Source organism: Pseudomonas sp. PS01270 (genome assembly GCF_029959775.1).
Classification (GTDB): Bacteria; Pseudomonadota; Gammaproteobacteria; order Pseudomonadales; family Pseudomonadaceae; genus Aquipseudomonas; species Aquipseudomonas atacamensis.
In genome coordinates, this window is record NZ_JASCPT010000004.1 from 62,564 (window position 1) to 89,393 (window position 26,830).

The following is a 26,830-nucleotide window of genomic DNA, read 5'->3' on the forward strand; positions in this document are numbered from 1 at the left end:
TTATTCACCTTCGTCGAAATACCTTTCGATCAGATCGACCAATGCGTCCATGGCTTCCTGAGCCTGTTCGCCTTCGGTGCTCAAATGGATTTTGGTGCCTTTACCCGCCGCGAGCATCATCATCGCCATGATGCTCTTGCCGTCGACAGTCGTTTCAGGGGTGCGTCCCACCCGGATCGTGCAGTCTGGATACTGACCGGCCACGCCGACGAATTTGGCCGATGCCCGAGCATGCAGACCCAGCTTATTGATGATTTCGATTTCACGAGCAGGCATCGCGGTGTGAATCCTTTAGGTGAGGTCGCGGTGGCGAACCTGGACGTTCTTCAGGGTTTTCTGCAGGGCCTGACCCAGACGTTCGGTCAGGTAGACGGAGCGGTGGTGCCCGCCGGTGCAGCCGATGGCAATGGTCACGTAGGCGCGGTTGCTGGCGGCGAAACGTGGCAGCCACTTGTTCAGGTAGGCGTAGATGTCCTGATACATTTCTTCGACATCCGGCTGCTGCGCCAGGTACTCGGCCACAGCGGCATCGAGGCCGGACTGAGCGCGCAGCTCCGGTTTCCAGTACGGATTGGGCAGGCAGCGCACATCGAACACGAGGTCGGCGTCGACCGGCATGCCGCGCTTGAAGCCAAATGATTCAACCAGAAACGCCGTGCCGGGCTCAGGCTGATTCAACAGGCGCAACTTCAGGGTATCGCGCAGTTGATACAGATTGAGGTTGGTGGTGTTGATTTTCAGGTCAGCCAGATCGGCGATCGGGCCGAGCAGGGCGGTTTCATCGTGAATCGCCTCGGCCAGCGAGCGATTGGCGTTGCTCAGCGGGTGACGTCGCCGGGTTTCGGAAAAACGCTTGAGCAGGGTTTCTTCGTCGGCGTCCAGATACAGCACATCGCACTTGATGTGTTTGGCACGCACGTCTTCGAGCAATTCGGGAAAGCGTGACAGATGGCTGGGCAGGTTGCGCGCATCAATCGACACGGCGACCAGCGGCTGCGCCAGTTCCGTGTGAATCAGCGCACGCTCGGCCAGTTCCGGCAGCAAACCGGCCGGCAGATTGTCGATGCAGTAGTAGCCGTTGTCCTCAAGGACATTCAGGGCGGTACTTTTACCCGAGCCCGAACGGCCACTGACAATGATCAAACGCATGATTAGTGCCCGTTCTGCTCGTCCAGTACAACCTGGTACAAGGCTTCGTTGCTCGCGGCGCTGCGCAGTTTTTCACGAACTTCCTTGCGGTCGAGCATGCTGGCGATCTGGCGCAACAACTCCAGATGCGCGTCGGTTGCGGCTTCCGGGACCAGCAGCACGAACAGCAGGTCTACCGGAGCGCCGTCGATGGCGTCGAAATCGATCGGGGCTTCGAGGTGCAGCAGGGCGCTGATCGGCGCCGTGCAGCTCTTGAGGCGGCAGTGGGGAATGGCGATGCCGTTGCCAAAACCGGTGGAGCCGAGTTTTTCGCGGGCGATCAGCGCCTCGAAGACTTCCTGCATCGCCAGATCCGGCACTTCGCGGTGGATCAGGTTGGCAATCTGTTCGAGGGCTTTTTTCTTGCTGCCGCCCGGCGCGTTCACTTGGGAACGGCCGGGGGTCAGGATGGTTTCAAGTCGGATCATGGGATAGGGGTGTTAACGACCGGTCGCGCCCTGGAGGAGGCTCTGGGTCTTTTCCTTATGCTTTTTGAGTTGGCGATCCAGCTTGTCGGTAAGTGAGTCGATCGCAGCGTACATGTCGGTATTTTCTGCGTTGGCAACTACTTCTCCGCCGGGTATATGCAGTGTGGCTTCGATCTTCTGCTGCAGTTTTTCGACGCACATCGTGACTTGCACGTTAGTGATTTTGTCGAAATGCCTCTCCAATCGGTCGAGTTTTTCCTCGATGTAGGAACGCAGAGGTTCGGTCACTTCCAGTTGGTGTCCACTGATGTTGACTTGCATACAGCTTCTCCTTCGTTGCCAGTGCATAAAGCGGCAGGCCGAAAAGCCTGCCACTGGAACGCTGTAACGTGGCTTACATCAACCGCTTGCGTTCGCTCGAAGGCGCGATTCCGAGGGATTCGCGGTACTTGGCGACGGTGCGGCGAGCCACCTGAATGCCTTGTGCCTCCAGTAAACCAGCGATCTTGCTGTCACTCAACGGCTTTTTCTGATTTTCCGCGGCGACCAGTTTTTTGATGATCGCGCGGATCGCCGTGGACGAGCATTCGCCGCCTTCGGAGGTGCTGACGTGGCTGGAGAAAAAGTATTTCAGCTCATAAATACCGCGTGGGGTATGCATGAATTTCTGCGTGGTCACCCGGGAAATCGTCGATTCGTGCATGCCGACCGCTTCGGCGATGTCATGCAATACCAATGGCTTCATCGCTTCGTCGCCGTATTCGAGGAAACCGCGCTGATGTTCGACGATCTGCGTGGCCACTTTCATCAGGGTTTCGTTGCGGCTCTGCAGGCTCTTGATGAACCAGCGGGCTTCCTGCAACTGGTTGCGCATGAAAGTGTTGTCGGCGCTGGTGTCGGCACGTTTCACAAACCCGGCGTACTGGGCATTGACGCGCAGACGTGGCACCGATTCCTGGTTCAGCTCGACCAGCCAGCGCTCGTTGTCCTTGCGCACGATCACATCGGGAATGACATATTCGGCTTCGGTCGACTCGATCTGTGAGCCGGGACGCGGATTGAGGCTTTGCACCAGTTCGATGACCTGGCGCAGCTCGTCTTCCTTGAGCTTCATGCGCCGCATCAACTGGCTGTAATCGCGGCTGCCGAGCAGGTCGATGTAATCGGCGACAAGCCGCTTGGCCTCGGTCAGCCACGGCGTCTTCGCGGGCAGCTGGCGCAATTGCAGCAGCAGGCATTCGCTGAGGTTGCGGGCGCCGATCCCGGCGGGCTCGAATTGCTGGATGCGATGCAGGACGGCCTCGATCTCGTCGAGCTCGATGTCCAGTTCCGGATCGAACGCTTCAAGAATTTCTTCGAGGGTTTCGTCCAGATAGCCCTGATTGTTGATGCAGTCGATCAGGGTCACGGCGATCAGGCGATCGGTGTCGGACATCGGCGCCAGGTTCAGTTGCCAGAGCAGATGGCTCTGCAGGCTCTCGCCGGCGGATGTGCGGGTGGTGAAATCCCACTCATCGTCATCGCTGCTCGGCAGGCTGCTGGCGCTGGTCTGGTAGACGTCTTCCCAGGCGGTATCCACTGGCAGTTCGTTGGGGATGCGCTCGTTCCACTCGCCATCCTCGAGGTTGTCCACCGTCGGGGCGGTTTCCTGGTAGGAGGGTTCCTGGATTTCGGCGGGCTTCTGTTCGGCGTTGTCGGCCAGAGGATCGGCATTGTCGAAGTCGTCGCCTTCTTCCTGGCGTTCGAGCATCGGATTGGATTCCAGAGCCTCCTGGATCTCCTGTTGCAGGTCCAGGGTCGACAATTGGAGCAGGCGGATGGCCTGTTGCAGCTGCGGTGTCATCGTCAGCTGCTGGCCCATTCTCAAGACTAGCGATGGTTTCATGGCAGGGGCTTAACACCTTATTCGCCGGCGCTTTGCGCCATCCACTACAGGGCGCCGAAGCGCCAAACTTAAGCAAATTATATGCCTGAAACTGAAGTGTTTGCCTAGAGCGCTGTAACAATTAAAGCGGATAAATGCGCCTTGAATCGATACAGCGCTGTCGCGCTTACAGGCGGAACTCGTGACCCAGATACACTTCCTTGACCAGATCGTTGGCCAGGATGGTCTCGGCATCACCTTCGGCGATCAGTTGACCGTCGTTGACGATGTAAGCGGTTTCGCAGATATCCAGGGTCTCACGGACGTTGTGGTCGGTGATCAGCACACCGATGCCCTTGGCCTTGAGGTGATGGATGATCTGCTTGATGTCGCCGACCGAGATCGGGTCAACACCGGCGAACGGTTCGTCGAGCAGGATGAATTTCGGCGCAGTGGCCAGGGCGCGAGCGATTTCCACCCGGCGGCGCTCACCACCGGACAGGCTCATGCCGAGGTTGTCGCGGATGTGGCTGATGTGGAATTCCTGCAGCAGGCTTTCCAGCTCCTTGCGCCGACCGGCCTTGTCGAGTTCAGGGCGAGTTTCGAGGATCGCCATGATGTTGTCGGCGACCGACAGTTTGCGGAAGATCGACGCTTCTTGCGGCAGATAGCCGATACCGGCCTTGGCGCGGCCGTGCATCGGCTGGTGGCTGACGTCCAGATCATCGATCAGCACACGGCCCTGATCCGCCTGCACCAGGCCGACGATCATGTAGAAGCACGTGGTCTTGCCGGCGCCGTTCGGGCCGAGCAAGCCGACGATCTGCCCACTGTCGATCGACAGGCTGACGTCACGCACGACCTGGCGGCTTTTATAGGCCTTGGCCAGGTGCTGAGCTTTCAGAGTTGCCATTACTGGGATTTCTCTTCGGTTTTCTTCTTCGGCTGGATCACCATGTCGATGCGCGGACGCGCTTCGGTGACCTTGCTGCCCGTGGCGCGACCGGCGCTGGCCAGTTTCTTCACGGTGTCGTAGACGATTTTCTCGCCTTGGGTGGTGTTGTTGTCCTTGTCGACAACCTTGGCCTTGTCGATCAGCACGACGCGATTCTGCTGAGCGTGATATTGAATCGTCACGCCCCAGCCTTGAACCGGTTTGGCGTCGCCCTGGGTCTGCAACTGCTCGAAGTAGGCCAGGTTGCCCACCGAGGTCACCACATCGATGTCGCCATTGGGCGCGCGAGTCATGGTCACGGTGTTGCCTTTGACGATCATCGAACCCTGGGTAATGACCACGTCACCTTTATAGGTGGCGATGCCATTCTTGTCGTCCAGTTGGGCGTCGTCGGCCTGAATGCGGATCGGCTGCTCCTGATCGTTCGGCAGGGACCAGGCGCTCGCGCTTCCCAGTGCTGCGCCCAGACTGAGCAAAATAGGGAGGGTTTTAACGAGCCTCATACTGTCCTCTTACGTTCGATTGCAGGTGTATCCTGCTGTCCTTCAGGTACGCTTTCATTCCGACGCCAGTCGATACACCGCCAGCGCCCTCGATTCTAACGGGTTGCGCAGTCTGCGCATATTCCTGCTGCGGGAACACGGTCATGCGGGTGCTGGTGATCAGGGTGCCGCGCTGTTTCTCGTCGGTGCGCTGTACGCGTACCGAGTCGATCAATTCCACTTCGGTACCGCCGGAATTCACTTCGCCGCGCTCACTGGTCACGTGCCACGGGAAGTCGGTGCCGCGGTACATGTTCAAATCAGGCTTGGTCACCAGGGTGACATCGGTAGCCTTGACGTGCTCGGCCTTGTCGGAAGTCATCTCGTACTGCACCTTGCCGTCGGGCAGGTACTGAATGGTATGCGTGTTGGTCGCGTACCAGTCGATCGGATTTTCGGCGGCCGAGACCGGCGGCTTGTCGAGGAAGCGTTCCGGGCTGATGTTCCAATAGCCGACCGCAGCGAAAATCGCCGCGATGCAGCCGAACAGCAGGAAGTTGCGAAACTTTTTGCTAAACATGGTCAGGCTCACAGGTACGCGGCGTTGGCCGCTTCGAGGCGGCCCTGGGCGCGCAGGATCAATTCGCAGAATTCACGGGCGGCACCTTCGCCGCCACGGGCGCGGGTAACGCCGTGGGCGTGTTCGCGGACGAAATCGGCAGCGTTGGCCACCGCCATGCCCAGCCCAACACGGCGGATCACCGGCAAGTCTGGCAGATCGTCACCGAGATAGGCGACTTCTTCATAGCTTAGGCCCAGTTGCGCGAGCAGACCGTCGAGTACCACCAGTTTGTCCTCGCGCCCCTGAAACAGATGCGGGATGCCGAGGTTCTTCGCGCGGCGCTCGACCACCGGGGTCTTGCGACCACTGATGATCGCCGTCTGCACGCCGGCATTCATCAACATCTTGATGCCCTGGCCGTCGAGCGTGTTGAAGGTCTTGAACTCGCTGCCGTCTTCGAGGAAGTACAGGCGCCCGTCGGTGAGCACACCGTCGACGTCGAACACTGCCAGTTTGATCGCTTTGCCGCGTTGCAGCAGATCGTTGCTCATTACATGACTCCTGCGCGCAGCAGATCGGAGAGGTTGAAGGCGCCGATCGGGCGATCCTCCTCGTCGACGACTACCAGGGCGTTGATTCGATGGTCTTCCATGATTTTCAGGGCTTCGGCGGCGAGCATGTCGGGCCGGGCGGTCTTGCCGTGTGCAGTCATTACCTGGTCGATGGTGGCGCTGCGGATGTCGATGGCGCGATCCAGGGTGCGGCGCAAATCACCGTCAGTGAAGATCCCGGCGAGCTTGCCATCGGCTTCAATAATAGCGGTCATGCCCAGACCCTTGCGGGTCATTTCCATCAGCGCGTCTTTGAGCAGGGTGCCGCGTTGTACCTGCGGCAGCTCCTGTCCGGCGTGCATGACGTTTTCGACTTTCAGCAGCAGGCGACGGCCAAGGGCGCCGCCCGGATGCGAAAAGGCAAAATCTTCAGCGGTGAAACCACGCGCTTCCAGCAAGGCCACGGCCAGAGCGTCGCCCATGACCAGCGCGGCCGTGGTCGAAGAGGTCGGTGCCAGATTCAACGGACAGGCTTCGTGCTCGACATGCACATTGAGATTGACCTCCGCAGCCTTCGCCAATGGCGACTGCGGATTACCGGTGACGCTGATCAGCTGGATGCCGAGGCGTTTGATCAATGGCAGCAGCGTCACGATTTCGTTGGTCGAGCCAGAGTTCGACAGGGCCAGAATCACGTCGTCGCGGGTGATCATGCCCATGTCGCCATGGCTGGCTTCGGCCGGATGCACGAAAAACGCCGGGGTGCCGGTACTGGCCAGGGTGGCGGCGATCTTGTTGCCGACGTGCCCGGATTTGCCCATGCCGACTACGACCACGCGGCCCTTGCTGGCCAGAATCATCTCGCAGGCGCGTACGAAATCGGCGTCGATATGGGCCATCAAGCCTTGGACGGCTTCCACTTCGAGGCGGATGGTGCGTTGTGCCGATTGAATCAGGTCGCGGGTTTTGCTCATGTCAGAATCGTATGGGCCGATGAAAAGGCGGCGATTATAGCGGTTATGTGGCAAAGCCTCACGCAAGTTCGACGTGCTTTGTCATTACTGGTTACCAAAACACTCTGAAAGTCGCTCAGGCCCTCTTCAGTCGGCGATCTTGACCGGGTTCTCGCTTGGGCGCTCAGCCTTTGCAGTGATATAGTTCGCCGCCAGTTCGGCCTGCCCGGGATGCAGGTGTTTCCGAGGAAAGTCTGGCATCCCAGTGAGAGGCTGCATCGCAAGGAGTTTAGATGAGTGCCGATAACGCCTACGCGGTCGAGCTGAAGGGAGTCTCCTTCAAGCGCGGTGCGCGGAGCATTTTCAATAACGTCGATATCCGCATCCCGCGCGGCAAGGTCACCGGCATCATGGGGCCTTCCGGCTGCGGCAAGACCACGCTGCTGCGCCTGATGGGCGCGCAGTTGCGGCCGTCCGGCGGCGAAGTCTGGGTCAACGGGCAGAACCTGCCGACGCTGTCGCGCAGCGATCTGTTCGATGCACGCAAGCACATGGGCGTGCTGTTTCAGAGCGGTGCGCTGTTTACCGACCTCGATGTGTTCGAGAACGTGGCCTTTCCGTTGCGGGTGCACACGCAACTGCCGGAAGACATGATCCGCGACATCGTCCTGCTGAAATTGCAGGCGGTGGGGCTGCGTGGTGCCATCGAGCTGATGCCGGACGAACTGTCCGGCGGCATGAAGCGCCGCGTGGCGCTGGCCCGGGCAATTGCCCTCGATCCGCAGATTCTCATGTACGACGAGCCCTTCGTGGGCCAGGACCCGATCGCCATGGGCGTGTTGGTGCGCCTGATCCGCCTGCTCAACGATGCCCTGGGCATCACCAGCATCGTGGTCTCGCACGACCTGGCAGAAACCGCGAGCATTGCCGACTACATCTATGTAGTGGGCGATGGTCAGGTGCTGGGGCAGGGCACGCCGGATGAGCTGATGAATTCGGATGAACCGCGTATCCGCCAGTTCATGACCGGTGATCCCGATGGCCCGGTGCCGTATCACTTTCCAGCGACGGATTACCGCGCAGATCTTCTGGGGAAGCGTTGATGCGCAGAATTTCATTGATGGAACGCCTGCGTCGGTTCGGCGAATCGGCGATCGACGCGGTCGCGGTGTTTGGTCGGGCGACCCTGTTCCTGTTTCACGCCCTGCTGGGCCGTGGCGGTATCAGCGGTGGTTTTGGCCTGCTGGTCAAGCAGCTGCATTCGGTCGGCGTCATGTCGCTGGTGATCATCGTGGTCTCCGGCATTTTCATCGGCATGGTCCTGGCGTTGCAGGGCTTCAGCATTCTTTCCAGCTATGGTTCAGAGCAGGCGGTGGGGCAGATGGTCGCCCTGACGCTGCTGCGTGAACTGGGGCCGGTGGTCACGGCGTTGCTGTTTGCCGGGCGGGCCGGTTCGGCGTTGACCGCCGAAATCGGCAACATGAAATCCACCGAGCAGCTGTCCAGCCTGGAAATGATCGGTGTCGATCCGCTCAAGTACATCATTGCTCCGCGCCTGTGGGCCGGCTTCATTTCCCTGCCGGTGCTGGCGATGATCTTCAGCGTCGTCGGCATCTGGGGCGGTTCGTGGGTCGCAGTCGACTGGCTGGGCGTTTATGAAGGCTCGTACTGGGCGAACATGCAGAACAGCGTGAACTTCACCAGTGACGTGCTCAATGGCGTGATCAAAAGTGTCGTTTTCGCCTTTGTGGTGACCTGGATCGCCGTATTCCAAGGCTATGACTGTGAACCCACTTCCGAGGGGATCAGTCGAGCCACCACCAAGACCGTGGTGTTTGCCTCGCTGGCAGTGCTCGGCCTGGACTTTATTCTGACCGCTTTGATGTTTGGAGATTTCTGATGCAAAACCGCACCCTGGAAATCGGTGTCGGCCTGTTCCTGCTGGCAGGGATCCTGGCTTTGCTGCTGCTCGCCTTGCGCGTCAGCGGCCTGTCTCCGACTTCGTCCACCGACACTTACAAGTTGTATGCATATTTCGACAATATCGCCGGTCTGACGGTCAGAGCCAAAGTGACCATGGCCGGGGTGACCATCGGCAAGGTCACCGCAATCGATCTGGATCGCGACAGCTTCACCGGTCGGGTCACGCTGCAAGTGGATAAAAAGGTCGACAACCTGCCGGTCGATTCCACAGCGTCTATCCTCACCGCGGGTCTGCTGGGCGAGAAATACATCGGTATCAGCGTCGGCGGCGAAGACACCCAGTTGAAAGACGGTGGAACCATCCACGACACGCAGTCGTCACTGGTACTGGAAGACCTGATCGGTAAATTCCTGCTCAATACCGTTAGCAAAGACGCCAAATGAGGAGCTTTTGAATGATCTCTATCTTGCGACGTGGCCTGTTGGTGTTGCTCGCGGCCCTGCCGTTGATGGCTAATGCTGCACCGGGGCAATCGGCTCATGACCTGATTCAGGACACCACGAACCGGATGCTTGCCGACTTGCAGGCAAACAAAGAGAAGTACAAGCAGGATCCGCAGGATTTCTATGCGGCGCTGAACAACATTGTCGGTCCGGTGGTGGATGCCGAGGGCATCTCCAAAAGCATCATGACCGTGAAGTATTCGCGCAAGGCTACGCCTGAGCAGATGCAACGCTTTCAGGAAAACTTCAAGCGCGGCCTGTTCCAGTTCTACGGCAACGCTTTGCTGGAATACAACAACCAGGGCATCACCGTTGACCCGGCCAAAGACGAATCGGGCGAGCGCACCAGCGTCAACATGACCGTCAAGGGCAGCAACGGCGCGATCTATCCGGTGCAGTACACGCTTGAGAAGATCAGCGGCGAGTGGAAACTGCGCAACGTGATCATCAACGGCATCAATATCGGCAAGCTGTTCCGTGACCAGTTCGCCGACGCCATGCAACGCAATGGCAACGATCTGGACAAGACCATCGATGGCTGGGCCGGTGAAGTGGCCAAGGCCAAGCAGGAAACCGACAAAGCCGCCGCGAAGCCAGCGCAATGAGTGAGGCGGCAGTTCGTATGAGTGATGTCGACGAGCTGGTGCTCAGCGGCGTGCTGGATTACCGCACCGGGCCCGACCTGCGCAAGGAAGGGCAGGCGCTGATCAAGTCGAGCAAGGCATCGGCGCTGGTCATCGATTGTTCGGCGGTGCAGAAGTCCAGCAGCGTCGGCCTGTCGTTGCTGCTGTGCTTCATGCGTGATGCGCAGGCGGCCGGCAAGGCCGTCAGCATTCGCGCGATGCCTGACGACATGCGTGAAATCGCTCAGGTCAGTGAATTGACCGAGTTGTTGGCGCAACCCTGAACCATCATCTATAAAGAAGCCCCCCGTCAGAGTCCTGCGTTGCGGGGTTCGCAGGCGCGGGGCTTTTTTGTATGATGTCCGACCCGTGCGCACAGGGCGCCGATTGAGGTTGAGCATGCAGGCCGTAGAAGTGAAGAGCTTCCTTGAAGGAAAGCTGCCAGGAACGCTGGTAGAAGTTGAAGGCGAAGGCTGCAACTTCCAGCTGAACGTGATTAGCGATGAACTGGCGGCGTTGAGCCCGGTGAAGCGTCAGCAGCAGGTCTATGCCCATTTGAACCCATGGATCACCGATGGCAGCATCCATGCGGTCACTATGAAATTTTTCAGCCGCGCGGCCTGGGCCGAGCGCACCTGAGCCCTAGGGCGTCGAGATACTAATGGATAAATTGATTATTACCGGTGGCGCTCGTCTTGATGGCGAGATCCGCATTTCCGGCGCGAAGAACTCCGCCCTGCCGATTCTGGCCGCGACCTTGCTGTGCGATGGCCCGGTCACCGTCGGCAACCTGCCGCACCTGCACGACATCACCACCATGATCGAGCTGTTCGGGCGCATGGGCATCGAGCCGGTGATCGACGAGAAGCTCAGCGTCGAAATCGACCCGCGCACCATCAAGACCCTGATCGCCCCGTACGAACTGGTGAAAACCATGCGTGCGTCGATTCTGGTACTGGGTCCTATGGTCGCGCGTTTCGGTGAAGCCGAAGTCGCACTGCCTGGTGGTTGCGCCATCGGTTCGCGTCCGGTCGATCTGCACATTCGCGGTCTGGAAGCCATGGGCGCGGTCATCGACGTCGAAGGCGGCTACATCAAGGCCAAGGCACCTGAAGGTGGCTTGCGCGGCGCGCACTTCTTCTTCGACACCGTCAGCGTGACCGGTACCGAGAACATCATGATGGCCGCTGCTCTGGCCAAGGGCCGCAGCGTGTTGCAGAACGCCGCGCGCGAGCCTGAAGTGGTCGACCTGGCGAACTTCCTCAATGCCATGGGCGCCAAGGTTTCCGGCGCCGGCACCGACACCATCACCATCGATGGCGTCGAGCGCCTGGGTTCGGCTTTCTACAAGGTCATGCCTGACCGTATCGAAACCGGCACCTACCTGGTCGCTGCTGCCGTGACCGGTGGCCGCGTCAAGGTCAAGGACACCGATCCGACCATTCTCGAAGCAGTGCTGGAAAAGCTGCGTGAAGCCGGCGCGGAAATCACCTGCGGTGAAGACTGGATCGAGCTGAACATGCACGGCAAGCGCCCGAAAGCGGTCAACGTGCGCACCGCGCCGTACCCGGCGTTCCCGACCGACATGCAGGCCCAGTTCATCTCGCTCAACGCCATTGCCGAAGGCACTGGTGCGGTGATCGAGACGATCTTCGAAAACCGTTTCATGCACGTGTACGAACTGCACCGCATGGGCGCGCACATCCAGGTTGAAGGCAACACCGCGATCGTCACCGGTATCGAGAAGCTCAAGGGCGCGCCAGTCATGGCTACCGACCTGCGCGCGTCGGCCAGCCTGGTGATCTCGGCGCTGGTTGCCGAAGGCGACACGCTGATCGACCGCATCTACCACATCGACCGTGGTTACGAGTGCATCGAAGAAAAACTGCAAATGCTGGGTGCCAAGATCCGTCGCGTTCCGGGCTGATCGCTGCATCGGGACACACGGACGTGTCCACTGAATTCGTTTCGAGTCAAGGGTGTGCGCACCCTCGATGTGTGTCCGGCGCCGATTGCGACCGGGCATGAGTACCTTGATAAGGACTGACGTTTCCCATGTTGACCATCGCACTGTCCAAGGGCCGCATCCTTGACGACACCCTGCCGCTTCTCGCTGAAGCGGGCATCGTGCCGACCGAGAATCCGGACAAGAGCCGCAAGCTGATCATTCCCACGACCCAGGACGACGTGCGTCTGCTGATCGTGCGTGCCACCGACGTGCCGACCTATGTCGAGCATGGCGCGGCCGACCTCGGCGTCGCCGGTAAGGACGTGCTGATGGAGTACAGCGGCCAGGGCCTGTACGAGCCGCTGGACCTGCAGATCGCCCAGTGCAAGCTGATGACCGCTGGCAAGATCGGCGCGGCCGAGCCCAAGGGCCGTCTGCGCGTGGCGACCAAGTTCGTCAACGTTGCCAAGCGTTATTACGCCGAGCAGGGCCGTCAGGTCGACATCATCAAGCTGTACGGCTCGATGGAGCTGGCGCCGCTGATCGGGCTGGCCGACAAGATCATCGACGTGGTCGACACCGGCAACACCCTGCGCGCCAACGGCCTGGAACCCCAGGAACTGATCGCCACGATCAGCTCGCGTCTGGTCGTCAACAAGGCTTCAATGAAAATGCAGCACGCCCGGATCCAGGCGTTGATCGACACCCTGCGCAACGCAGTGGAATCGCGACACCGCGGCTGATCTACCTGCGCGGCCCGAGGCCGCGCCGTCTATCCGCCTCATAGCCAGAATTCTCAGGTGCCCAAGCGGATCGAATGCTAGTTTCGGGCGCCTGAGTTATTTGCCATTCCTATGAGGCTCTCGCTATGACCGCAACCACTGCAATTCGCCGACTCAACGCTGCTGACCCGGATTTCGCGCATCATCTGGATCATCTGCTGAGCTGGGAAAGTGTGTCTGACGACTCGGTCAATCAGCGCGTTCTGGACATCATCAAGGCTGTGCGCGAACGTGGTGACGCAGCGCTGGTCGAGTTCACCCAGAAGTTCGACGGTCTTGAAGTCGCCTCGATGGCCGACCTGATCCTGCCGCGCGAGCGCCTCGAACTGGCCCTGACCCGCATCACGGTGCCGCAACGCGAGGCCCTGGAAAAAGCTGCCGCCCGGGTGCGCAGCTATCACGAAAAACAGAAGCAGGATTCCTGGAGCTACACCGAAGCTGACGGCACGGTGCTCGGCCAGAAGGTCACGCCGCTGGATCGCGCAGGCCTGTACGTGCCGGGCGGCAAGGCTTCGTATCCGTCGTCGGTATTGATGAACGCGATTCCGGCGAAGGTGGCCGGCGTGACCGAAGTGGTCATGGTCGTGCCTACCCCTCGCGGTGAAATCAACGAGCTGGTGCTGGCCGCTGCCTGCATCGCCGGTGTCGACCGCGTGTTCACCATCGGCGGCGCGCAAGCGGTTGCCGCCCTGGCTTACGGCACCGAAAGCGTTCCGCGTGTCGACAAGGTTGTCGGCCCGGGCAATATCTATGTGGCCACGGCCAAGCGCCATGTGTTCGGCCAGGTCGGCATCGACATGATCGCCGGCCCTTCGGAAATTCTTGTGGTCTGCGACGGCCAGACCGATCCGGACTGGATCGCCATGGACCTGTTCTCCCAGGCCGAGCACGACGAAGACGCGCAAGCGATTCTGGTCAGCCCCGACGCCGAGTTCCTCGATAAGGTGGCTGCGAGCATCAACAAATTGCTGCCGACCATGGACCGCGCGACCATCATCGAAACTTCGATCAATGGCCGTGGTGCGCTGATTCAGGTGAGCGACATGGCGCAGGCCATCGAAGTCGCCAACCGCATCGCCCCGGAACACCTGGAATTGTCGGTCGCTGATCCACAAGCCTGGCTGCCGCAGATTCGTCACGCCGGTGCGATCTTCATGGGCCGCCACACTTCCGAAGCGTTGGGCGACTACTGTGCGGGCCCGAACCACGTGTTGCCGACTTCCGGCACCGCACGTTTTTCCTCGCCGCTGGGCGTCTACGACTTCCAGAAACGCTCGTCGATCATCTTCTGCTCCGAGGCCGGCGCTTCCGAGCTGGGCAAAACTGCATCGGTACTGGCCCGTGGCGAATCACTGAGCGCCCACGCGCGCAGCGCCGAATACCGCATCAAAGACCAAGACTTTTTGAAAGGGCAGGGGAACTGAGCGATGAGTAAATTCTGGAGCCCGTTCGTCAAGGATCTGGTGCCCTACGTGCCGGGCGAACAGCCGAAGCTGACCAAGCTGGTCAAGCTCAATACCAACGAAAATCCGTACGGCCCGTCGCCAAAAGCGCTGGCCGCGATGCAGGCCGAGCTCAACGACAACCTGCGCCTGTACCCGGACCCAAACAGTGACCTGCTGAAAAACGCCGTGGCCCAATACTACGGCGTGCAAACCAGTCAGGTGTTCCTTGGCAACGGTTCGGACGAAGTGCTCGCGCACATCTTCCATGGTCTGCTGCAACACGATCAGCCGCTGCTGTTCCCGGACATCAGTTACAGCTTTTATCCGGTCTACTGCGGTCTGTACGGCATTGAATTCGATGCGGTGCCACTGGATGCGCAATTCCAGATCAACCCCGCCGACTATGCCAAACCGAATGGCGGGATCATTTTCCCCAACCCGAACGCGCCGACCGGTTGCCTGCTGGCGCTGGAAGCCGTCGAGCAAATCCTCAAGGCCAGCCCGGATTCGGTGGTCGTGGTGGATGAGGCCTACATCGACTTTGGCGGCGAGACGGCGATCAGTCTGGTCGATCGTTATCCGAATCTGCTGGTGACGCAGACTCTGTCCAAGTCACGCTCGCTGGCTGGCCTGCGCGTCGGTCTGGCGGTAGGGCATGCGGATCTGATCGAGGCGCTGGAGCGGATCAAGAACAGCTTCAACTCCTATCCACTGGATCGTCTGGCGATTGTCGGTGCGGCGGCGGCTTTCGAAGATCGCGAGTATTTCGACAAGACCTGTCGTCAGGTGATCGAGAGTCGTGATTGGGTCGTTGCGCAATTGCAGGCCAAGGGCTTTGAAGTCCTGCCGTCGGCGGCCAACTTCATTTTCGCTCGCCACCCGCAGCATGACGCGGCGGGGCTGGCGGCCAAGTTGCGCGAGCAGGGCGTGATCGTGCGGCACTTCAAGCAGGAACGGATTGCGCAGTTCTTGCGGATATCGGTGGGTACGCCGGAGCAGAATCAGGCGTTGATCAACGGCCTTGGCGACCTCTAAAAGCAAAAGCCCCTCACCCTAGCCCTCTCCCAGAGGGAGAGGGGACTGAATGGGGAATATTGGAGAGGCTCACCGACTTGAACGATTTGTATTGAATCCATAATCAACTCGGTCTTTCAGGTCGATGTATCCCGCAAGACAACTCGGTCGGCCCCCTCTCCCAGAGGGAGAGGGGGCTGAATGGGGAATATTGCAGAGGTTCACCGACTTGAACGATTTGTATTGAATCCACAATCAACTCGGTCTTTCAGGTCGATGTATCCCGCAAGACAACTCGGTCGGCTCCCTCTCCCTCTGGGAGAGGGCTGGGGTGAGGGTGTGCTTTTATTCGTGATGCGGCTCGCCAAGGAATGTCAGCGAACTGAACAACCCACGACTGTCCACATCCACACTGTCCTTCACCGGCACTTCAACCTGCGCCGCAATCACATTCAACCCTTCATTACGCACCAGCACCTGCGCACGCCCATCCTTGTCGGTCTCGGTGCTCAGGGTGTTTGGCGCGCTGCGATAGTCGCCAATCAACTTCACCCCGGCCGCCGGTTTGCCATCGAGCAGCACCCGCACCGGTAACGATTTACCCGGCCCGACGGTCAGCGGATCGACCTCCGGCAGGATCAGCAGTTTGATCTGCTCCAGTTTCGGCAACTTCGCCCCCGGCTGATAGATCGCCAGGCTGTACTTGAACGTCTGCGTGGCCTCGGTAGCGCCGGGCACTTTGCTGCGTCCTTCGTTGATCCACTTCTTGTCCGCCGTCTGCGACCACATGCCGTTGTTCAGCGCCACGGCCATCAGCGCCGGCGGCTTCAATGGTTTCAAACGGGCATGATCGGCCAGGCGCTCGACGCTGACCGGGATCATTTTGCCGCTTGCGTCATAAGCCCAGGCACCGCTGATTTTCTGCGCCTTGAAGGCGTTGTCTTCGGCGCCATGGCCGTAGATCACTTCGATGTTGCCGCGTCGCTCCTCTGTCCACAGGCCGTGGGCCGACACCTGACCGGTGAACAGCGCGGCGATGAGCAGAAGGGATTTGCCGTAGTGCATGGTGACGTCCTTTTACAGGTTGAGTGTCAGGCTGACAGTGAAATTGCGTGGCTCGCCGGGGTTGACCCAGTAGTTGCTGTAGGAGCGCTCGTAGTATTTTTCGTCGAAGATGTTGTTCAGGTTCAGGCCGACCGTGACGTTGTCGCTGGCCTTGTAATGCGCGAGCAAGTCGACGGTCTGGTAGGCCGGCAATTCGAAGTCGCTGCCGGATTCGCCCGAGCGATCGCCAACATAAGTGAACGCTGCGCCGACGTCTGAACCGCGCAGTCGGCCATCCTGGAATTCATAAACACCCAGCAGACTGCCGCTGCGTTTGGCCACGCCGAGGATGCGGCTGCCGGTGGGAATGGCCGCGTCGCCCTTGGTCACCTCGGCGTCGATGTAGGCGAAGGCGCCGATGACCCGCACTGCGTCGGTCACCTGGCCGCTCACTTGCCAATCGAAACCCTGACTGCGCGCCTTGCCCATGGCGCGGCTGGTGTCGGTGCCCGGATCGAGGGCGAGAACGTTTTCCTTGTCGATGTGGAAGAAGGCGAGGGTGCTGCTCATGCGCTCATCGAACAGTTCGTTCTTGATCCCCACTTCGTAACCGACGCCTTCTTCCGGGTTGAAGGATTTGCCGGAGGCATCCAGGCCGTTGTTCGGTTTGAACGAAGTCGAGGCGTTGGCGAACAGGCCGGTGTTCGGCGTGAGCTGATAGAGCAGGCCGGCGCGTTGAGTCAGCGCGTCGTGGCGCTGTTGGCTTTTGGCGTTGCGGCTGTGATCGTCGATGCGCTGATCGAAATGCTCGAAGCGCGCGCCGACCATGCCGCGCAACTTGTCGGTGAAGATGATCTGGTCCTGCAGATTCAGCGCATGACTTTCAACGTGTTCGAAGAAGTCGGTGCCCGAGCGTGCGCCGTTGGGTTTCGGCTGGCCGTAGACCGGCTTATAGATGTCGATGGCGTAGGGGCCGCCAGCAATGGTGGTGACGCGTTCGTCCTTGCGGTAGTTCTCGTACTCGGTGCCGATCAGCAATTCATGCTGCCACGGCCCGAGGTCGAACAGACCGCGCAGTTCCAGTTGGGTGATGCTGTCGTGCCAACTCGTGTCGCGTTCGCGCAAGCGGCGGTTGACCGTGTGGCCGTCGGCGTTCAGCGCGCGTTGTTCCGTGGCGTCGCCCCAGAGCTTGCCTTCCTTGTAGTGACTGGCCAGACGCAGCTTCCAGCTGTCGTTCAGATGGTGTTCAAGAGTGGCCTGGAGCAGGTTGTTGTGGTTGTCGATGTTGCCGTCGTTGGGCTCGCCCAAGAACGTCGAGCGCGATACGCCGCTCCATTTGTTGTTCGGCGCCACGACGCCACGATCGAACGTCGAGTTGTGACGGACGATTTCGCTTTCCACCAGCAGCGAGGTGTCCGGGTTCAACTGCCAACTGATCGAAGGCGCGACGAAGACCCGCTGGCTGTCGACGTGGTCGCGAAAGCTGTTGTTGTCTTCTACGGCGAAGTTGATGCGCGAGAGCACATTGCCCTGATCATCGAGGGGCGTGTTGACATCCAGCGCGGTGCGATAGCGGTCCCAACTGCCGGCGCTGGTCTGCAGGGTAGTGAACGCTTCAGGCTGCGGTTTCTTGGTGACGATGTTCACCGTACCGCCGGGATCGCCCCGGCCGTACAGGCTGGCGGCCGGGCCCTTGAGCACTTCGATGCGTTCTATATTGGCCGCATCTGGCGTACTCGGATAACCGCGATTGGCACTGAAGCCGTCCTTGTAGAACTCCGAGCTGGTGAAGCCGCGCACGCTGTATTCGTACAGGGTCAGGCCGCCGAAGTTGTTCTGCTTCGATACGCCGCCGGCAAAATCCAGCGCGCGTTCAACGCTGGTGCTGCCCAGATCCGAGAGCACACTGGCCGGAACGACGCTGATGGCTTGTGGGATATCGCGAATCGCCGTGTCGGTTTTGGTCGCACTGGCCGAGCGAGTCGCGCGATAACCGCTGACCGGGCCGGTGGGTGATTCGTAGTCGGAAGTGACGCTGATGGCTTCCAGCTCAACGGGCTGCGGCTCATCGGCGAAGGCGGGATCGCAGAGCAAACCCAGAGTCAGGCCCAACAGCGAGGCCTTTTTGCGAGACGACATGTTATGTTGTTCCAATTGCTAGAATTGAAACAATATAACATGCCTGTTGAGAATGTCTGTTATTCGCGCCACTGGCGCGAAAACATTTTTACTCTTCTTTTTCTTTCACCGGTGCCGGTGGGGGACGCAGGCCGATTTCAGCGGTCAGCTTCAGCTCCTTGCCATTGCGCATGACCTGAATCGTCACCTTGTCGGTCGGTTTGATCCGCGCCACCTGGTTCATAGAGCGGCGACCATCGCCGGCGGGCTCGCCATCGATGCTCAGAATCACATCGCCCAGTTGCAAGCCGGCTTTCTGCGCCGGGCCGTCACGGAAGATTCCGGCAACGACAATCCCCGGGCGCCCGGACAAGCCAAACGACTCCGCCAGTTCCTGAGTCAGCGGTTGTACTTCGATGCCCAGCCAGCCGCGAATCACCTGACCGTGCTCGATGATCGATTTCATCACTTCCATCGCCAGTTTCACCGGGATGGCAAAACCGATGCCTTGCGAGCCGCCGGATTTGGAAAAGATCGCCGTGTTGATACCGGTGAGGTTGCCGTTGGCATCCACCAGCGCACCGCCGGAGTTGCCCGGGTTGATCGCCGCATCGGTCTGGATGAAGTCTTCGTAGTTGTTCAGGCCCAACTGATTGCGGCCGGTGGCGCTGATGATGCCCATGGTCACGGTCTGGCCGACGCCGAACGGGTTGCCGATGGCCAGCGCGACGTCACCGATGCGAATGCTGTCGGAGCGGCCGACGGTGATTGCCGGCAGGTTTTTCAGATCGATTTTCAGGACAGCAAGGTCGGTTTCCGGATCGCTGCCGATCACCCGTGCCAGCGTTTCGCGACCATCCTTCAACGCCACAACGATCTGGTCGGCGCCGCTGGTAACGTGGTTGTTGGTGAGGATGTAGCCTTCCGGGCTCATGATCACCCCGGAACCGAGGCTCGATTCCATGCGCTTCTGTTTCGGCGAATTGTCACCGAAGAAGCGGCGGAACTGCGGATCCTCGAACAAGGGATGCGCCGGTTTGTTGATGACCTTGGTGGTGTACAGGTTGACCACCGACGGCGCGGCGATGCCCACCGCATCCGCATAGGACACCGGCCCCTGCTGCACGATCGTGGTCTGAGGGGCCTGTTGCAGATTGACGTCGAGGCTCGGCAGCCCGACCCACTCGGGGTAACGCTGAATAATCAACAGAGCGATAAGCACACCGGCCAACAGCGGCCAGCCAAAAAAACGCAGCGCCTTGAGCATTAAGCACGTTCCTGGAAAGGTTGCAGGCGAGGTCAGACCGCCCATAATGTCGCGCATTATACGAGGCCGCGCGCGCCTCTGAACGGGATATTTAGGAGTCTTTCATGGCCGTTGCCCTCAGCACCCTCGTCGAAGAAGCCGACCGTTACCTGGGCAGTGCGAAAATTGCCGATTATTGCCCCAACGGATTACAGGTCGAAGGCCGCCCGCAGGTGATGCGCATCGTCAGTGGCGTCACCGCCAGCCAGGCGTTGCTCGATGCCGCCGTCGAAGCCGAGGCCGACCTGATCCTGGTCCACCACGGTTATTTCTGGAAAGGCGAAAACCCTTGCGTCACCGGCATGAAACAGCGCCGCTTGAAAACCCTGCTCAAGCACGACATCAGTCTGCTCGCCTATCACCTGCCGCTGGATCTGCACCCGGACGTCGGCAACAACGTGCAACTGGCGCGTCAGCTCGACATCACTGTCGAAGGGCCGCTCGACCCGAGCAATCCGAAAGTCGTCGGGCTGGTCGGCTCACTGAATGAGCCAATGACTGCGCGGGATTTCGCGCGCAAGGTGCAGGAAGTCATGGGCCGCGAGCCGCTGCTGATCGAAGGCAGTGGCATGATCCGCCGCGTCGGCTGGTGCACCGGTGGTGGCCAGGGCTATATCGACCAGAGTGTGGCGGCGGGTGTCGATCTGTTCATCAGTGGCGAGGCCTCCGAGCAGACTTTCCACAGCGCCCGGGAAAACGACATCAGCTTCATCGCCGCTGGCCACCACGCCACCGAACGCTACGGCGTGCAGGCGCTGGGTGAGTATCTGGCGAAGCGCTTTGCCCTTGAGCACATCTTCATCGATTGCCCCAACCCGATCTGAGCTCACCGCAAACTCCTGTGGGAGCGAGCCTGCTCGCGAAGGCCTCAGACCTTCAATACAAGGTGCCTGACACTCCGCCTTCGCGAGCAGGCTAGCTCCCACGTTCGGCCCTGACGGCCGAACTGGTGGGCATATTCATATACCCTTTCGATCTAGTTGGCGTCCTGATTAGAAGAGGTCGCTGTGCTAGGATTCCTCGCTCGAACACGGCCCGCTGGCCGTTCATAAGAAAGCTTTCGTGAGTAGCCATGGTCGACAAACTGACGCATCTGAAACAGCTGGAGGCGGAAAGCATCCACATCATCCGCGAGGTGGCCGCCGAGTTCGATAACCCGGTGATGCTGTACTCCATCGGTAAAGACTCCGCCGTGATGCTGCACCTGGCACGCAAGGCGTTCTTCCCGGGCAAACTGCCGTTTCCGGTGATGCACGTCGACACCCGCTGGAAATTCCAGGAAATGTACAAGTTCCGCGACAAGATGGTCGAAGACTTGGGCCTGGACCTGATTACCCACATCAACCCCGATGGCGTGGCGCAGAACATCAACCCGTTCACCCACGGCAGCGCCAAGCACACCGACATCATGAAAACCGAAGGCCTGAAACAGGCACTCGACAAGCATGGTTTCGACGCAGCGTTCGGCGGCGCCCGTCGCGATGAAGAGAAATCCCGCGCCAAAGAGCGCGTGTACTCGTTCCGTGACAGCAAGCACCGCTGGGACCCGAAAAACCAGCGTCCGGAGCTGTGGAATGTCTACAACGGCAAGGTCAACAAGGGCGAATCCATTCGTGTGTTCCCGTTGTCGAACTGGACCGAGCTGGACATCTGGCAGTACATCTATCTCGAAGGCATTCCGATTGTGCCCCTGTACTTCGCCGCCGAACGCGAAGTGATCGAGAAGAACGGCACGCTGATCATGATCGACGACGAGCGCATCCTCGAGCACCTGTCCGATGAAGACAAAGCGCGCATCGTGAAAAAGAAAGTGCGGTTCCGCACCCTTGGCTGCTACCCGTTGACGGGCGCGGTGGAGTCCGAGGCCGAAAGCCTCACGGACATCATTCAGGAAATGCTCCTGACGCGAACTTCCGAGCGCCAGGGCCGGGTCATCGACCACGATGGCGCAGGCTCGATGGAAGACAAAAAACGTCAAGGCTATTTCTAAGGGGCTGTCATGTCGCATGTTTCTGATTTGATCAGCGAGGACATCCTCGCCTACCTGGGCCAGCACGAACGTAAAGAGCTGCTGCGCTTTTTGACCTGCGGTAACGTCGACGACGGCAAGAGCACCCTGATCGGGCGCCTGCTGCACGACTCGAAAATGATCTACGAAGATCACCTCGAAGCGATCACCCGCGATTCGAAGAAAGTCGGCACCACCGGTGACGACATCGATCTGGCGTTGCTGGTCGACGGTCTGCAGGCCGAGCGTGAGCAGGGCATCACCATCGATGTGGCTTACCGCTATTTCTCCACCGCCAAGCGCAAATTCATCATCGCCGACACCCCCGGCCATGAGCAGTACACCCGCAACATGGCCACCGGTGCGTCCACCTGTGACCTGGCGATCATTCTGGTCGACGCCCGTTACGGCGTGCAGACCCAGACCCGTCGCCACAGCTTCATCGCTTCCCTGCTGGGTATCAAACACATCGTCGTCGCCATCAACAAGATGGACTTGAAGGACTTCGACGAAGGCGTGTTCGAATCGATCAAGGCTGACTACCTGAAGTTCGCCGAAGGCTTGAAGATGAAGCCGACCAGCATGCACTTCGTGCCGATGTCTGCCCTTAAAGGCGACAACGTGGTGAACAAGTCCGAGCGCTCGCCGTGGTACACCGGCCAGTCGCTGATGGAGATTCTGGAGACTGTGGAAGTCGCCGGCGATCGCAACTTCACCGATCTGCGTTTCCCGGTGCAGTACGTCAACCGTCCGAACCTGAACTTCCGTGGTTTCGCCGGCACCCTGGCCAGCGGCATTGTGCATAAGGGCGACGAAGTCGTGGTGCTGCCGTCGGGCAAGAGCAGCCGCGTGAAGTCCATCGTCACTTTTGAAGGTGAGCTGGAACACGCAGGTCCCGGCCAGGCGGTAACGCTGACCATGGAAGACGAAATCGATATCTCCCGTGGCGACCTGTTGGTGCATGCCGACAACGTGCCGCCGGTCACCGACAGCTTCGAAGCGATGCTGGTGTGGATGGCTGAAGAGCCGATGCTGCCGGGCAAGAAATACGACATCAAACGCGCCACCAGTTACGTGCCGGGCTCGATCGCCAGCATCGTCAACAAGGTCGACGTCAACACGTTGGAAGAAGGCCCGGCGAGCGCGTTGCAGCTCAACGAAATCGGCAAGGTGAAAATCGCGCTCGACGCGCCGATCGCCCTCGACGGTTACGAAAGCAACCGCACCACCGGCGCGTTCATCGTCATCGATCGCCTGACCAACGGCACCGTTGGCGCCGGCATGATCGTCGCTCAGCCTGTAGCGCATGGCACTGCAACCCACCACGGCAAATTGGCCCACGTGGCGACTGAAGAGCGTGCCCAGCGCTTCGGCCAGCAACCGGCCACCGTGCTGTTCAGCGGTCTTTCGGGCGCGGGCAAAAGCACCCTGGCTTATGCGGTCGAGCGCAAGCTGTTCGATATGGGCCGCGCGGTGTTTGTACTGGATGGCCAGAACCTGCGTCATGACTTGAACAAAGGTCTGCCACAGGATCGCGCCGGGCGTACCGAGAACTGGCGTCGTGCTGCGCACGTGGCGCGTCAGTTCAACGAAGCGGGGCTGCTGACCCTGGCCGCGTTCGTCGCGCCAAGTGCCGAAGGTCGCGAGCAGGCCAAGGAACTGATCGGCAAGGATCGCTTGCTGACGGTCTATGTGCAGGCGTCGCCGACCGTGTGCGCCGAGCGTGATCCGCAAGGTCTGTACGCCGCTGGCGGCGACAACATCCCGGGCGAGTCCTTCCCGTACGATGTGCCGCTCAATGCCGACCTGGTGATCGACACGCAGTCGCTGAGCCTGGAAGAAAGCGTCAAGCAAGTGCTGGAGCTGTTGCGTCAGCGTGGTGCGATCTAAGGTGGAAGCAGCGACAAGCTTCTAGCTGCAAGCGGCAAGAAAAAGCCCGCCGGTGAGTGATCATCGGCGGGCTTTTTTTGGCCGGGTGATCGTTCCCACGCGCAGCAAAGGAATGCCTCATTGGACGCTCCGCGTCCGCTTCGGCAGGGACGCGGAGCGTCCCGGGCTGCATTCCCACGCGGAGCGTGGGAACGATCAATCCACCGCTTTCGCGAGCCTGCTCGCTCCCACAGGGGTCAGTGTTTGGGTGGATATTCGCGGTGCATCTGCTCCAGCAACGCATCCTTGTCCAGCCACAGTTGATTGATCCAGCCCTGAAACTGCAAACGGTACTCGCCGTCCTGGTCGTAGTTTTTGCCGATGAAGGCCGGCGGGATTTTGATTTCTTCAAAATGCACCACCACATCGCGCACATTGCCGCAGAGCAAATCCCAGAACCCCGGACGCCCGGCCGGGTAATGAATCGTCACGTTGACGATCGACTCCAGCTGTTCACCCATCGCATCGAGCACAAAGGCGATCCCGCCGGCCTTGGGCTTGAGCAGGTATTTGAACGGTGACTGCTGCTGCGCATGCTTGCCTTCGGTGAAGCGTGTGCCTTCGACGAAGTTGAAAATTCCCACCGGGTTATGGCGGAATTTCGCGCAGGTCTTGCGCGTGGTTTCCAAGTCCTTGCCTTTCTTCTCCGGGTGTTTTTCCAGGTACGCCTTGGAGTAGCGCTTCATGAACGGAAAGCCCAGCGCCCACCAGGCCAGGCCAATCACCGGCACCCAGATCAGCTCCTGCTTGAGGAAGAATTTCAGCGGTTGGATCTTGCGGTTGAGCACGTATTGCAGCACCAGAATATCCACCCAGCTCTGGTGGTTGCTGGTGATCAGGTACGAGTGCTGATAATCGAGACCTTGCAGACCGCTGACGTGCCAGCGGGTGCGCCGTACCAGATTCATCCAGCCCTTGTTGTTGCTGATCCACGCCTCGTGGGTGTGGCTCATCAGCCAACCGGCGATGCGCTGGGTAAAGGCAAACGGCAAAGCCTTGACCAGCGCCACACAGAACAGGAACGAGCAGAGCAGAATCGTGTTGAGCGCCAACAGCAGCGAGGCGATCACGCCGCGCACGGGGGCGGGTAGAAAATCCAGCATTTACACATCCATAGGTCGGTTGGCGGCTTGAATCGCGGTGAGCGCGATGGTGTAGACGATGTCATCGACTTGCGCACCGCGCGGCAGGTCGTTCACCGGTTTGCGCAGGCCTTGCAGCATCGGCCCGAGGCTGACGCAATCAGCGCTGCGCTGTACGGCTTTGTGCGTGGTGTTGCCGGTGTTCAGATCGGGGAACACAAACACCGTGGCGCGCCCGGCGACCTGACTGTTCGGCGCCAGTTGCCGCGCCACGTCGGCGTTGGCGGCGGCGTCGTATTGCAACGGGCCGTCGATCAACAGCGAGTTTTGTTGCTCATGAGCGAGCAGAGTCGCCTCGCGGACTTTCTCGACTTCTTCACCGCGCGCCGATTCGCCGCTGGAATAGCTGATCATCGCCACCCGTGGAGTGATACCGAATGCGGCCGCCGAGTCAGCGCTTTGCAGGGCGATCTCGGCCAGTTCGGCAGCGCTCGGGTGTGGATTCATCACGCAGTCGCCGTAGACCAGCACTTCTTCCGGAAAGAGCATGAAGAATACCGACGACACCAGCGTGCAGCCCGGTGCGGTCTTGATCAGTTGCAAGGCCGGGCGGATGGTATTGGCGGTGGTGTTGATCACACCCGAAACCAAGCCGTCGACCTCATCCAGCGCCAGCATCATGGTACCGATCACCACCGTGTCTTCCAGTTGCTGCTCAGCCATCGGAGCGTTGAGGCTTTTGCTCTTGCGCAGAGCGACCATCGGCTCGACGTAGCGCTCGCGGATATGGTCCGGGTCAAGGATTTCCAGACCCGGCGGCAGCACGATGCCTTGGGCGCGGGCGACCGCTTCGACATCTTCGGGTTTGGCCAGCAATACGCAGCGGGCGATCCCGCGTTCCTGACAGATCGCCGCTGCTTGCACGGTGAACGGCTCGCTGCCTTCGGGCAACACGATGCGCTTGTTCGCCGCTTGCGCACGCTGGATCAATTGATAGCGGAACACCGCCGGCGACAGGCGCATCTCCCGAGGCGTACCGCAGCGCTGATGCAGCCAGTTGGCGTCGAGGTGGCTGGCGACGAAATCAGTGATGATCTCCGCGCGCTCGCGGTCATCGATCGGGATTTCCTTGTTCAGGCCATTGAGCAGATTGGCGGTGTCGTACGAGCCGGTGCTCACCGACAACACCGGCAAACCGGCCTGCAAGGCGCCACGGCACAGGTCCATGATGCGCGGGTCGGGCAGGGTGTCACTGGTCAGCAGCAGGCCGGCCAGCGGCACGCCGTTGATTGCTGCGAGGCTGACGGCGAGGATGATGTCGTCGCGATCGCCCGGTGTCACCACCAGCACACCAGGCTTGAGCAGTTCGACGGTGTTGCGCATGGTCCGTGCGCAAATGATGATTTTGCTCATGCGCCGGGTTTCGTAGTCGCCGGCATTGAGCACTTGCGCGCCCATCAGGTCGGCGACGTCGCGGGTGCGCGGCGCATTGAGTTCCGGCTGAAACGGGATGCAGCCAAGCAAGCGGAAATCACCGCTGCGCAGCAACGGCGAATGCTCCTTCAGACGCGTGGCGAAGGCGTCCATGCTCTCGTCGGTCTTGACCTTGTTAAGGATCACTCCGAGGACTTTCGGATCTTTCGGGCCGCCGAACAATTGCGCTTGAAGCTCGACGCGGCCAGAAAGCTCGGCGAGCACTTCGTTTTCCGGCGCCGAGACCAGAATCACCTCGGCATCCAGGCTCTTGGCCAGATGCAGATTGACCCGCGCGGCGTAACTGGCGCTGCGCGTCGGCACCATGCCTTCTACCACCAGCACGTCTTTGCCGACCGCCGCCTGCTGATACAGGGTGATGATTTCTTCGAGCAATTCGTCGAGCTGACCGTCGCCGAGCATGCGTTCGACGTGCGCCAGCCCCAACGGTTGTGGCGGTTTCAGGCCATGGGTGCGCGCCACCAGTTCGGTGGAACGTTCAGGGCCGGTGTCGCCGGGATGCGGCTGGGCGATCGGTTTGAAGAAGCCGACTTTGAGGCCGGCGCGTTCAAGCGTGCGCACCAGCCCGAGGCTGATGGAGGTCAGACCCACGCCAAAATCGGTGGGGGCGATAAAAAAAGTTTGCAT

At 60.2% G+C, this 26,830-nt stretch carries 28 protein-coding genes; 13 read left to right on the forward strand and 15 right to left on the reverse strand.

Features of this window, described 5'->3' with window-relative positions:
* From QMX86_RS02670 to QMX86_RS02715, 10 genes are all read right to left on the reverse strand, one after another.
* Window positions 1–276 (reverse strand): HPr family phosphocarrier protein, encoded by a 276-nt coding sequence (locus QMX86_RS02670; protein ID WP_016771685.1) that lies wholly within the window; start codon window positions 274–276, stop codon window positions 1–3.
* Between the two features lie 15 nt (window positions 277–291).
* Window positions 292–1,149, reverse strand: coding sequence for an RNase adapter RapZ (gene rapZ / locus QMX86_RS02675; RefSeq protein ID WP_282383908.1), 858 nt, complete (start codon window positions 1,147–1,149; stop codon window positions 292–294).
* Window positions 1,150–1,151: 2 nt separating this feature from the next.
* On the reverse strand, window positions 1,152–1,616 hold the full coding sequence (gene ptsN / locus QMX86_RS02680; RefSeq protein ID WP_073473788.1) for a PTS IIA-like nitrogen regulatory protein PtsN: 465 nt from the start codon (window positions 1,614–1,616) through the stop codon (window positions 1,152–1,154).
* A 12-nt stretch (window positions 1,617–1,628) separates the two neighbouring features.
* Window positions 1,629–1,937, reverse strand: coding sequence for a ribosome-associated translation inhibitor RaiA (raiA, locus tag QMX86_RS02685; RefSeq protein ID WP_073473786.1), 309 nt, complete (start codon window positions 1,935–1,937; stop codon window positions 1,629–1,631).
* Between the two features lie 73 nt (window positions 1,938–2,010).
* Entirely contained in the window at window positions 2,011–3,501 is a 1,491-nt protein-coding gene (locus tag QMX86_RS02690) for an RNA polymerase factor sigma-54 (protein ID WP_016771682.1), read from the reverse strand.
* Window positions 3,502–3,667: 166 nt separating this feature from the next.
* Window positions 3,668–4,393: an LPS export ABC transporter ATP-binding protein gene (gene lptB / locus QMX86_RS02695; RefSeq protein WP_024011621.1), complete on the reverse strand. Its 726-nt coding sequence runs from the start codon at window positions 4,391–4,393 to the stop codon at window positions 3,668–3,670.
* Window positions 4,393–4,938 (reverse strand): lipopolysaccharide transport periplasmic protein LptA, encoded by a 546-nt coding sequence (lptA, locus tag QMX86_RS02700; protein WP_073473782.1) that lies wholly within the window; start codon window positions 4,936–4,938, stop codon window positions 4,393–4,395. The genes lptB and lptA overlap by 1 nt, the downstream gene beginning before the upstream one ends.
* A complete protein-coding gene (lptC, locus tag QMX86_RS02705) occupies window positions 4,925–5,497 on the reverse strand; it encodes an LPS export ABC transporter periplasmic protein LptC (protein ID WP_024011622.1) in 573 nt (190 codons plus the stop codon). The genes lptA and lptC overlap by 14 nt, the downstream gene beginning before the upstream one ends.
* Window positions 5,498–5,505: 8 nt before the next feature.
* Window positions 5,506–6,030: an HAD family hydrolase gene (locus QMX86_RS02710; protein WP_016771677.1), complete on the reverse strand. Its 525-nt coding sequence runs from the start codon at window positions 6,028–6,030 to the stop codon at window positions 5,506–5,508.
* Window positions 6,030–7,004: a KpsF/GutQ family sugar-phosphate isomerase gene (locus tag QMX86_RS02715; protein WP_041477981.1), complete on the reverse strand. Its 975-nt coding sequence runs from the start codon at window positions 7,002–7,004 to the stop codon at window positions 6,030–6,032. The genes QMX86_RS02710 and QMX86_RS02715 overlap by 1 nt, the downstream gene beginning before the upstream one ends.
* Before the next feature lie 272 nt (window positions 7,005–7,276).
* Here QMX86_RS02715 and QMX86_RS02720 point away from each other — a divergent pair, with 272 nt between their 5' ends.
* The 10 genes from QMX86_RS02720 (at window position 7,277) to hisC (ending at window position 15,243) form a co-directional block, all read left to right on the forward strand.
* Window positions 7,277–8,086, forward strand: coding sequence for an ATP-binding cassette domain-containing protein (locus QMX86_RS02720; protein WP_122508228.1), 810 nt, complete (start codon window positions 7,277–7,279; stop codon window positions 8,084–8,086).
* Entirely contained in the window at window positions 8,086–8,883 is a 798-nt protein-coding gene (gene mlaE, locus QMX86_RS02725) for a lipid asymmetry maintenance ABC transporter permease subunit MlaE (protein WP_073473777.1), read from the forward strand. The genes QMX86_RS02720 and mlaE overlap by 1 nt, the downstream gene beginning before the upstream one ends.
* Entirely contained in the window at window positions 8,883–9,350 is a 468-nt protein-coding gene (mlaD, locus tag QMX86_RS02730) for an outer membrane lipid asymmetry maintenance protein MlaD (protein ID WP_016771673.1), read from the forward strand. Before mlaE ends, mlaD begins: the two co-directional genes overlap by 1 nt.
* 11 nt (window positions 9,351–9,361) lie before the next feature.
* On the forward strand, window positions 9,362–10,015 hold the full coding sequence (locus QMX86_RS02735) for an ABC transporter substrate-binding protein (RefSeq protein WP_110603726.1): 654 nt from the start codon (window positions 9,362–9,364) through the stop codon (window positions 10,013–10,015).
* Entirely contained in the window at window positions 10,012–10,317 is a 306-nt protein-coding gene (locus QMX86_RS02740) for an STAS domain-containing protein (RefSeq protein ID WP_016771671.1), read from the forward strand. The genes QMX86_RS02735 and QMX86_RS02740 overlap by 4 nt, the downstream gene beginning before the upstream one ends.
* Before the next feature lie 115 nt (window positions 10,318–10,432).
* On the forward strand, window positions 10,433–10,672 hold the full coding sequence (locus QMX86_RS02745; protein WP_016771670.1) for a BolA family protein: 240 nt from the start codon (window positions 10,433–10,435) through the stop codon (window positions 10,670–10,672).
* Window positions 10,673–10,694: 22 nt separating this feature from the next.
* Entirely contained in the window at window positions 10,695–11,960 is a 1,266-nt protein-coding gene (murA, locus tag QMX86_RS02750; protein ID WP_016771669.1) for a UDP-N-acetylglucosamine 1-carboxyvinyltransferase, read from the forward strand.
* 128 nt (window positions 11,961–12,088) lie between these two features.
* Complete coding sequence (gene hisG, locus QMX86_RS02755) at window positions 12,089–12,724, forward strand: ATP phosphoribosyltransferase (protein ID WP_016771668.1); 636 nt, start codon at window positions 12,089–12,091, stop codon at window positions 12,722–12,724.
* Window positions 12,725–12,849: 125 nt separating this feature from the next.
* The gene (gene hisD / locus QMX86_RS02760) at window positions 12,850–14,187 is read left to right on the forward strand and encodes a histidinol dehydrogenase (protein WP_282383922.1); all 1,338 of its coding nucleotides are present in this window, start codon (window positions 12,850–12,852) and stop codon (window positions 14,185–14,187) included.
* Window positions 14,188–14,190: 3 nt separating this feature from the next.
* The gene (gene hisC, locus QMX86_RS02765) at window positions 14,191–15,243 is read left to right on the forward strand and encodes a histidinol-phosphate transaminase (RefSeq protein WP_282383924.1); all 1,053 of its coding nucleotides are present in this window, start codon (window positions 14,191–14,193) and stop codon (window positions 15,241–15,243) included.
* 324 nt (window positions 15,244–15,567) lie between these two features.
* Here hisC and QMX86_RS02770 read toward each other — a convergent pair whose 3' ends face one another.
* The 3 genes from QMX86_RS02770 to algW form a co-directional block, all read right to left on the reverse strand.
* Window positions 15,568–16,287 carry a DUF4198 domain-containing protein gene (locus QMX86_RS02770; RefSeq protein ID WP_282383926.1) on the reverse strand — a complete coding sequence of 240 codons (720 nt, stop codon included), beginning with the start codon at window positions 16,285–16,287 and terminating at the stop codon, window positions 15,568–15,570.
* Window positions 16,288–16,299: 12 nt separating this feature from the next.
* Window positions 16,300–18,405, reverse strand: a complete 2,106-nt coding sequence (locus tag QMX86_RS02775) for a TonB-dependent siderophore receptor (RefSeq protein WP_282383928.1) — start codon at window positions 18,403–18,405, stop codon at window positions 16,300–16,302.
* Window positions 18,406–18,493: 88 nt separating this feature from the next.
* Entirely contained in the window at window positions 18,494–19,651 is a 1,158-nt protein-coding gene (algW, locus tag QMX86_RS02780; RefSeq protein ID WP_016770590.1) for a Do family serine endopeptidase AlgW, read from the reverse strand.
* 104 nt (window positions 19,652–19,755) lie between these two features.
* On the opposite strand from algW, the gene QMX86_RS02785 reads away from it, so the two are divergent.
* The 3 genes from QMX86_RS02785 to cysN all read left to right on the forward strand — a co-directional run bounded on the left by QMX86_RS02785 (window position 19,756) and on the right by cysN (window position 23,588).
* Window positions 19,756–20,514 (forward strand): Nif3-like dinuclear metal center hexameric protein, encoded by a 759-nt coding sequence (locus QMX86_RS02785; protein WP_110646360.1) that lies wholly within the window; start codon window positions 19,756–19,758, stop codon window positions 20,512–20,514.
* A 248-nt stretch (window positions 20,515–20,762) separates the two neighbouring features.
* Window positions 20,763–21,680 (forward strand): sulfate adenylyltransferase subunit CysD, encoded by a 918-nt coding sequence (cysD, locus tag QMX86_RS02790; RefSeq protein WP_016771664.1) that lies wholly within the window; start codon window positions 20,763–20,765, stop codon window positions 21,678–21,680.
* Between the two features lie 9 nt (window positions 21,681–21,689).
* A complete protein-coding gene (gene cysN, locus QMX86_RS02795; protein ID WP_073473760.1) occupies window positions 21,690–23,588 on the forward strand; it encodes a sulfate adenylyltransferase subunit CysN in 1,899 nt (632 codons plus the stop codon).
* Window positions 23,589–23,824: 236 nt separating this feature from the next.
* On the opposite strand, the gene QMX86_RS02800 is transcribed toward cysN, so the two are convergent.
* Together QMX86_RS02800 and pta are read right to left on the reverse strand one after the other, a co-directional pair.
* Window positions 23,825–24,730 carry an acyltransferase gene (locus tag QMX86_RS02800; RefSeq protein WP_056782964.1) on the reverse strand — a complete coding sequence of 302 codons (906 nt, stop codon included), beginning with the start codon at window positions 24,728–24,730 and terminating at the stop codon, window positions 23,825–23,827.
* On the reverse strand, window positions 24,731–26,830 hold the full coding sequence (gene pta / locus QMX86_RS02805) for a phosphate acetyltransferase (RefSeq protein ID WP_282384090.1): 2,100 nt from the start codon (window positions 26,828–26,830) through the stop codon (window positions 24,731–24,733).

Coding starts and splice junctions, on each gene's coding strand:
- QMX86_RS02670 (WP_016771685.1), bottom strand. CDS start 276: ATGCCTGCTCGTGAAATCGAAATCATCAATAAGCTGGGTCTGCATGCT.
- rapZ (WP_282383908.1), bottom strand. CDS start 1,149: ATGCGTTTGATCATTGTCAGTGGCCGTTCGGGCTCGGGTAAAAGTACC.
- ptsN (WP_073473788.1), bottom strand. CDS start 1,616: ATGATCCGACTTGAAACCATCCTGACCCCCGGCCGTTCCCAAGTGAAC.
- raiA (WP_073473786.1), bottom strand. CDS start 1,937: ATGCAAGTCAACATCAGTGGACACCAACTGGAAGTGACCGAACCTCTG.
- QMX86_RS02690 (WP_016771682.1), bottom strand. CDS start 3,501: ATGAAACCATCGCTAGTCTTGAGAATGGGCCAGCAGCTGACGATGACA.
- lptB (WP_024011621.1), bottom strand. CDS start 4,393: ATGGCAACTCTGAAAGCTCAGCACCTGGCCAAGGCCTATAAAAGCCGC.
- lptA (WP_073473782.1), bottom strand. CDS start 4,938: ATGAGGCTCGTTAAAACCCTCCCTATTTTGCTCAGTCTGGGCGCAGCA.
- lptC (WP_024011622.1), bottom strand. CDS start 5,497: ATGTTTAGCAAAAAGTTTCGCAACTTCCTGCTGTTCGGCTGCATCGCG.
- QMX86_RS02710 (WP_016771677.1), bottom strand. CDS start 6,030: ATGAGCAACGATCTGCTGCAACGCGGCAAAGCGATCAAACTGGCAGTG.
- QMX86_RS02715 (WP_041477981.1), bottom strand. CDS start 7,004: ATGAGCAAAACCCGCGACCTGATTCAATCGGCACAACGCACCATCCGC.
- QMX86_RS02720 (WP_122508228.1), top strand. CDS start 7,277: ATGAGTGCCGATAACGCCTACGCGGTCGAGCTGAAGGGAGTCTCCTTC.
- mlaE (WP_073473777.1), top strand. CDS start 8,086: ATGCGCAGAATTTCATTGATGGAACGCCTGCGTCGGTTCGGCGAATCG.
- mlaD (WP_016771673.1), top strand. CDS start 8,883: ATGCAAAACCGCACCCTGGAAATCGGTGTCGGCCTGTTCCTGCTGGCA.
- QMX86_RS02735 (WP_110603726.1), top strand. CDS start 9,362: ATGATCTCTATCTTGCGACGTGGCCTGTTGGTGTTGCTCGCGGCCCTG.
- QMX86_RS02740 (WP_016771671.1), top strand. CDS start 10,012: ATGAGTGAGGCGGCAGTTCGTATGAGTGATGTCGACGAGCTGGTGCTC.
- QMX86_RS02745 (WP_016771670.1), top strand. CDS start 10,433: ATGCAGGCCGTAGAAGTGAAGAGCTTCCTTGAAGGAAAGCTGCCAGGA.
- murA (WP_016771669.1), top strand. CDS start 10,695: ATGGATAAATTGATTATTACCGGTGGCGCTCGTCTTGATGGCGAGATC.
- hisG (WP_016771668.1), top strand. CDS start 12,089: ATGTTGACCATCGCACTGTCCAAGGGCCGCATCCTTGACGACACCCTG.
- hisD (WP_282383922.1), top strand. CDS start 12,850: ATGACCGCAACCACTGCAATTCGCCGACTCAACGCTGCTGACCCGGAT.
- hisC (WP_282383924.1), top strand. CDS start 14,191: ATGAGTAAATTCTGGAGCCCGTTCGTCAAGGATCTGGTGCCCTACGTG.
- QMX86_RS02770 (WP_282383926.1), bottom strand. CDS start 16,287: ATGCACTACGGCAAATCCCTTCTGCTCATCGCCGCGCTGTTCACCGGT.
- QMX86_RS02775 (WP_282383928.1), bottom strand. CDS start 18,405: ATGTCGTCTCGCAAAAAGGCCTCGCTGTTGGGCCTGACTCTGGGTTTG.
- algW (WP_016770590.1), bottom strand. CDS start 19,651: ATGCTCAAGGCGCTGCGTTTTTTTGGCTGGCCGCTGTTGGCCGGTGTG.
- QMX86_RS02785 (WP_110646360.1), top strand. CDS start 19,756: ATGGCCGTTGCCCTCAGCACCCTCGTCGAAGAAGCCGACCGTTACCTG.
- cysD (WP_016771664.1), top strand. CDS start 20,763: ATGGTCGACAAACTGACGCATCTGAAACAGCTGGAGGCGGAAAGCATC.
- cysN (WP_073473760.1), top strand. CDS start 21,690: ATGTCGCATGTTTCTGATTTGATCAGCGAGGACATCCTCGCCTACCTG.
- QMX86_RS02800 (WP_056782964.1), bottom strand. CDS start 24,730: ATGCTGGATTTTCTACCCGCCCCCGTGCGCGGCGTGATCGCCTCGCTG.
- pta (WP_282384090.1), bottom strand. CDS start 26,830: ATGCAAACTTTTTTTATCGCCCCCACCGATTTTGGCGTGGGTCTGACC.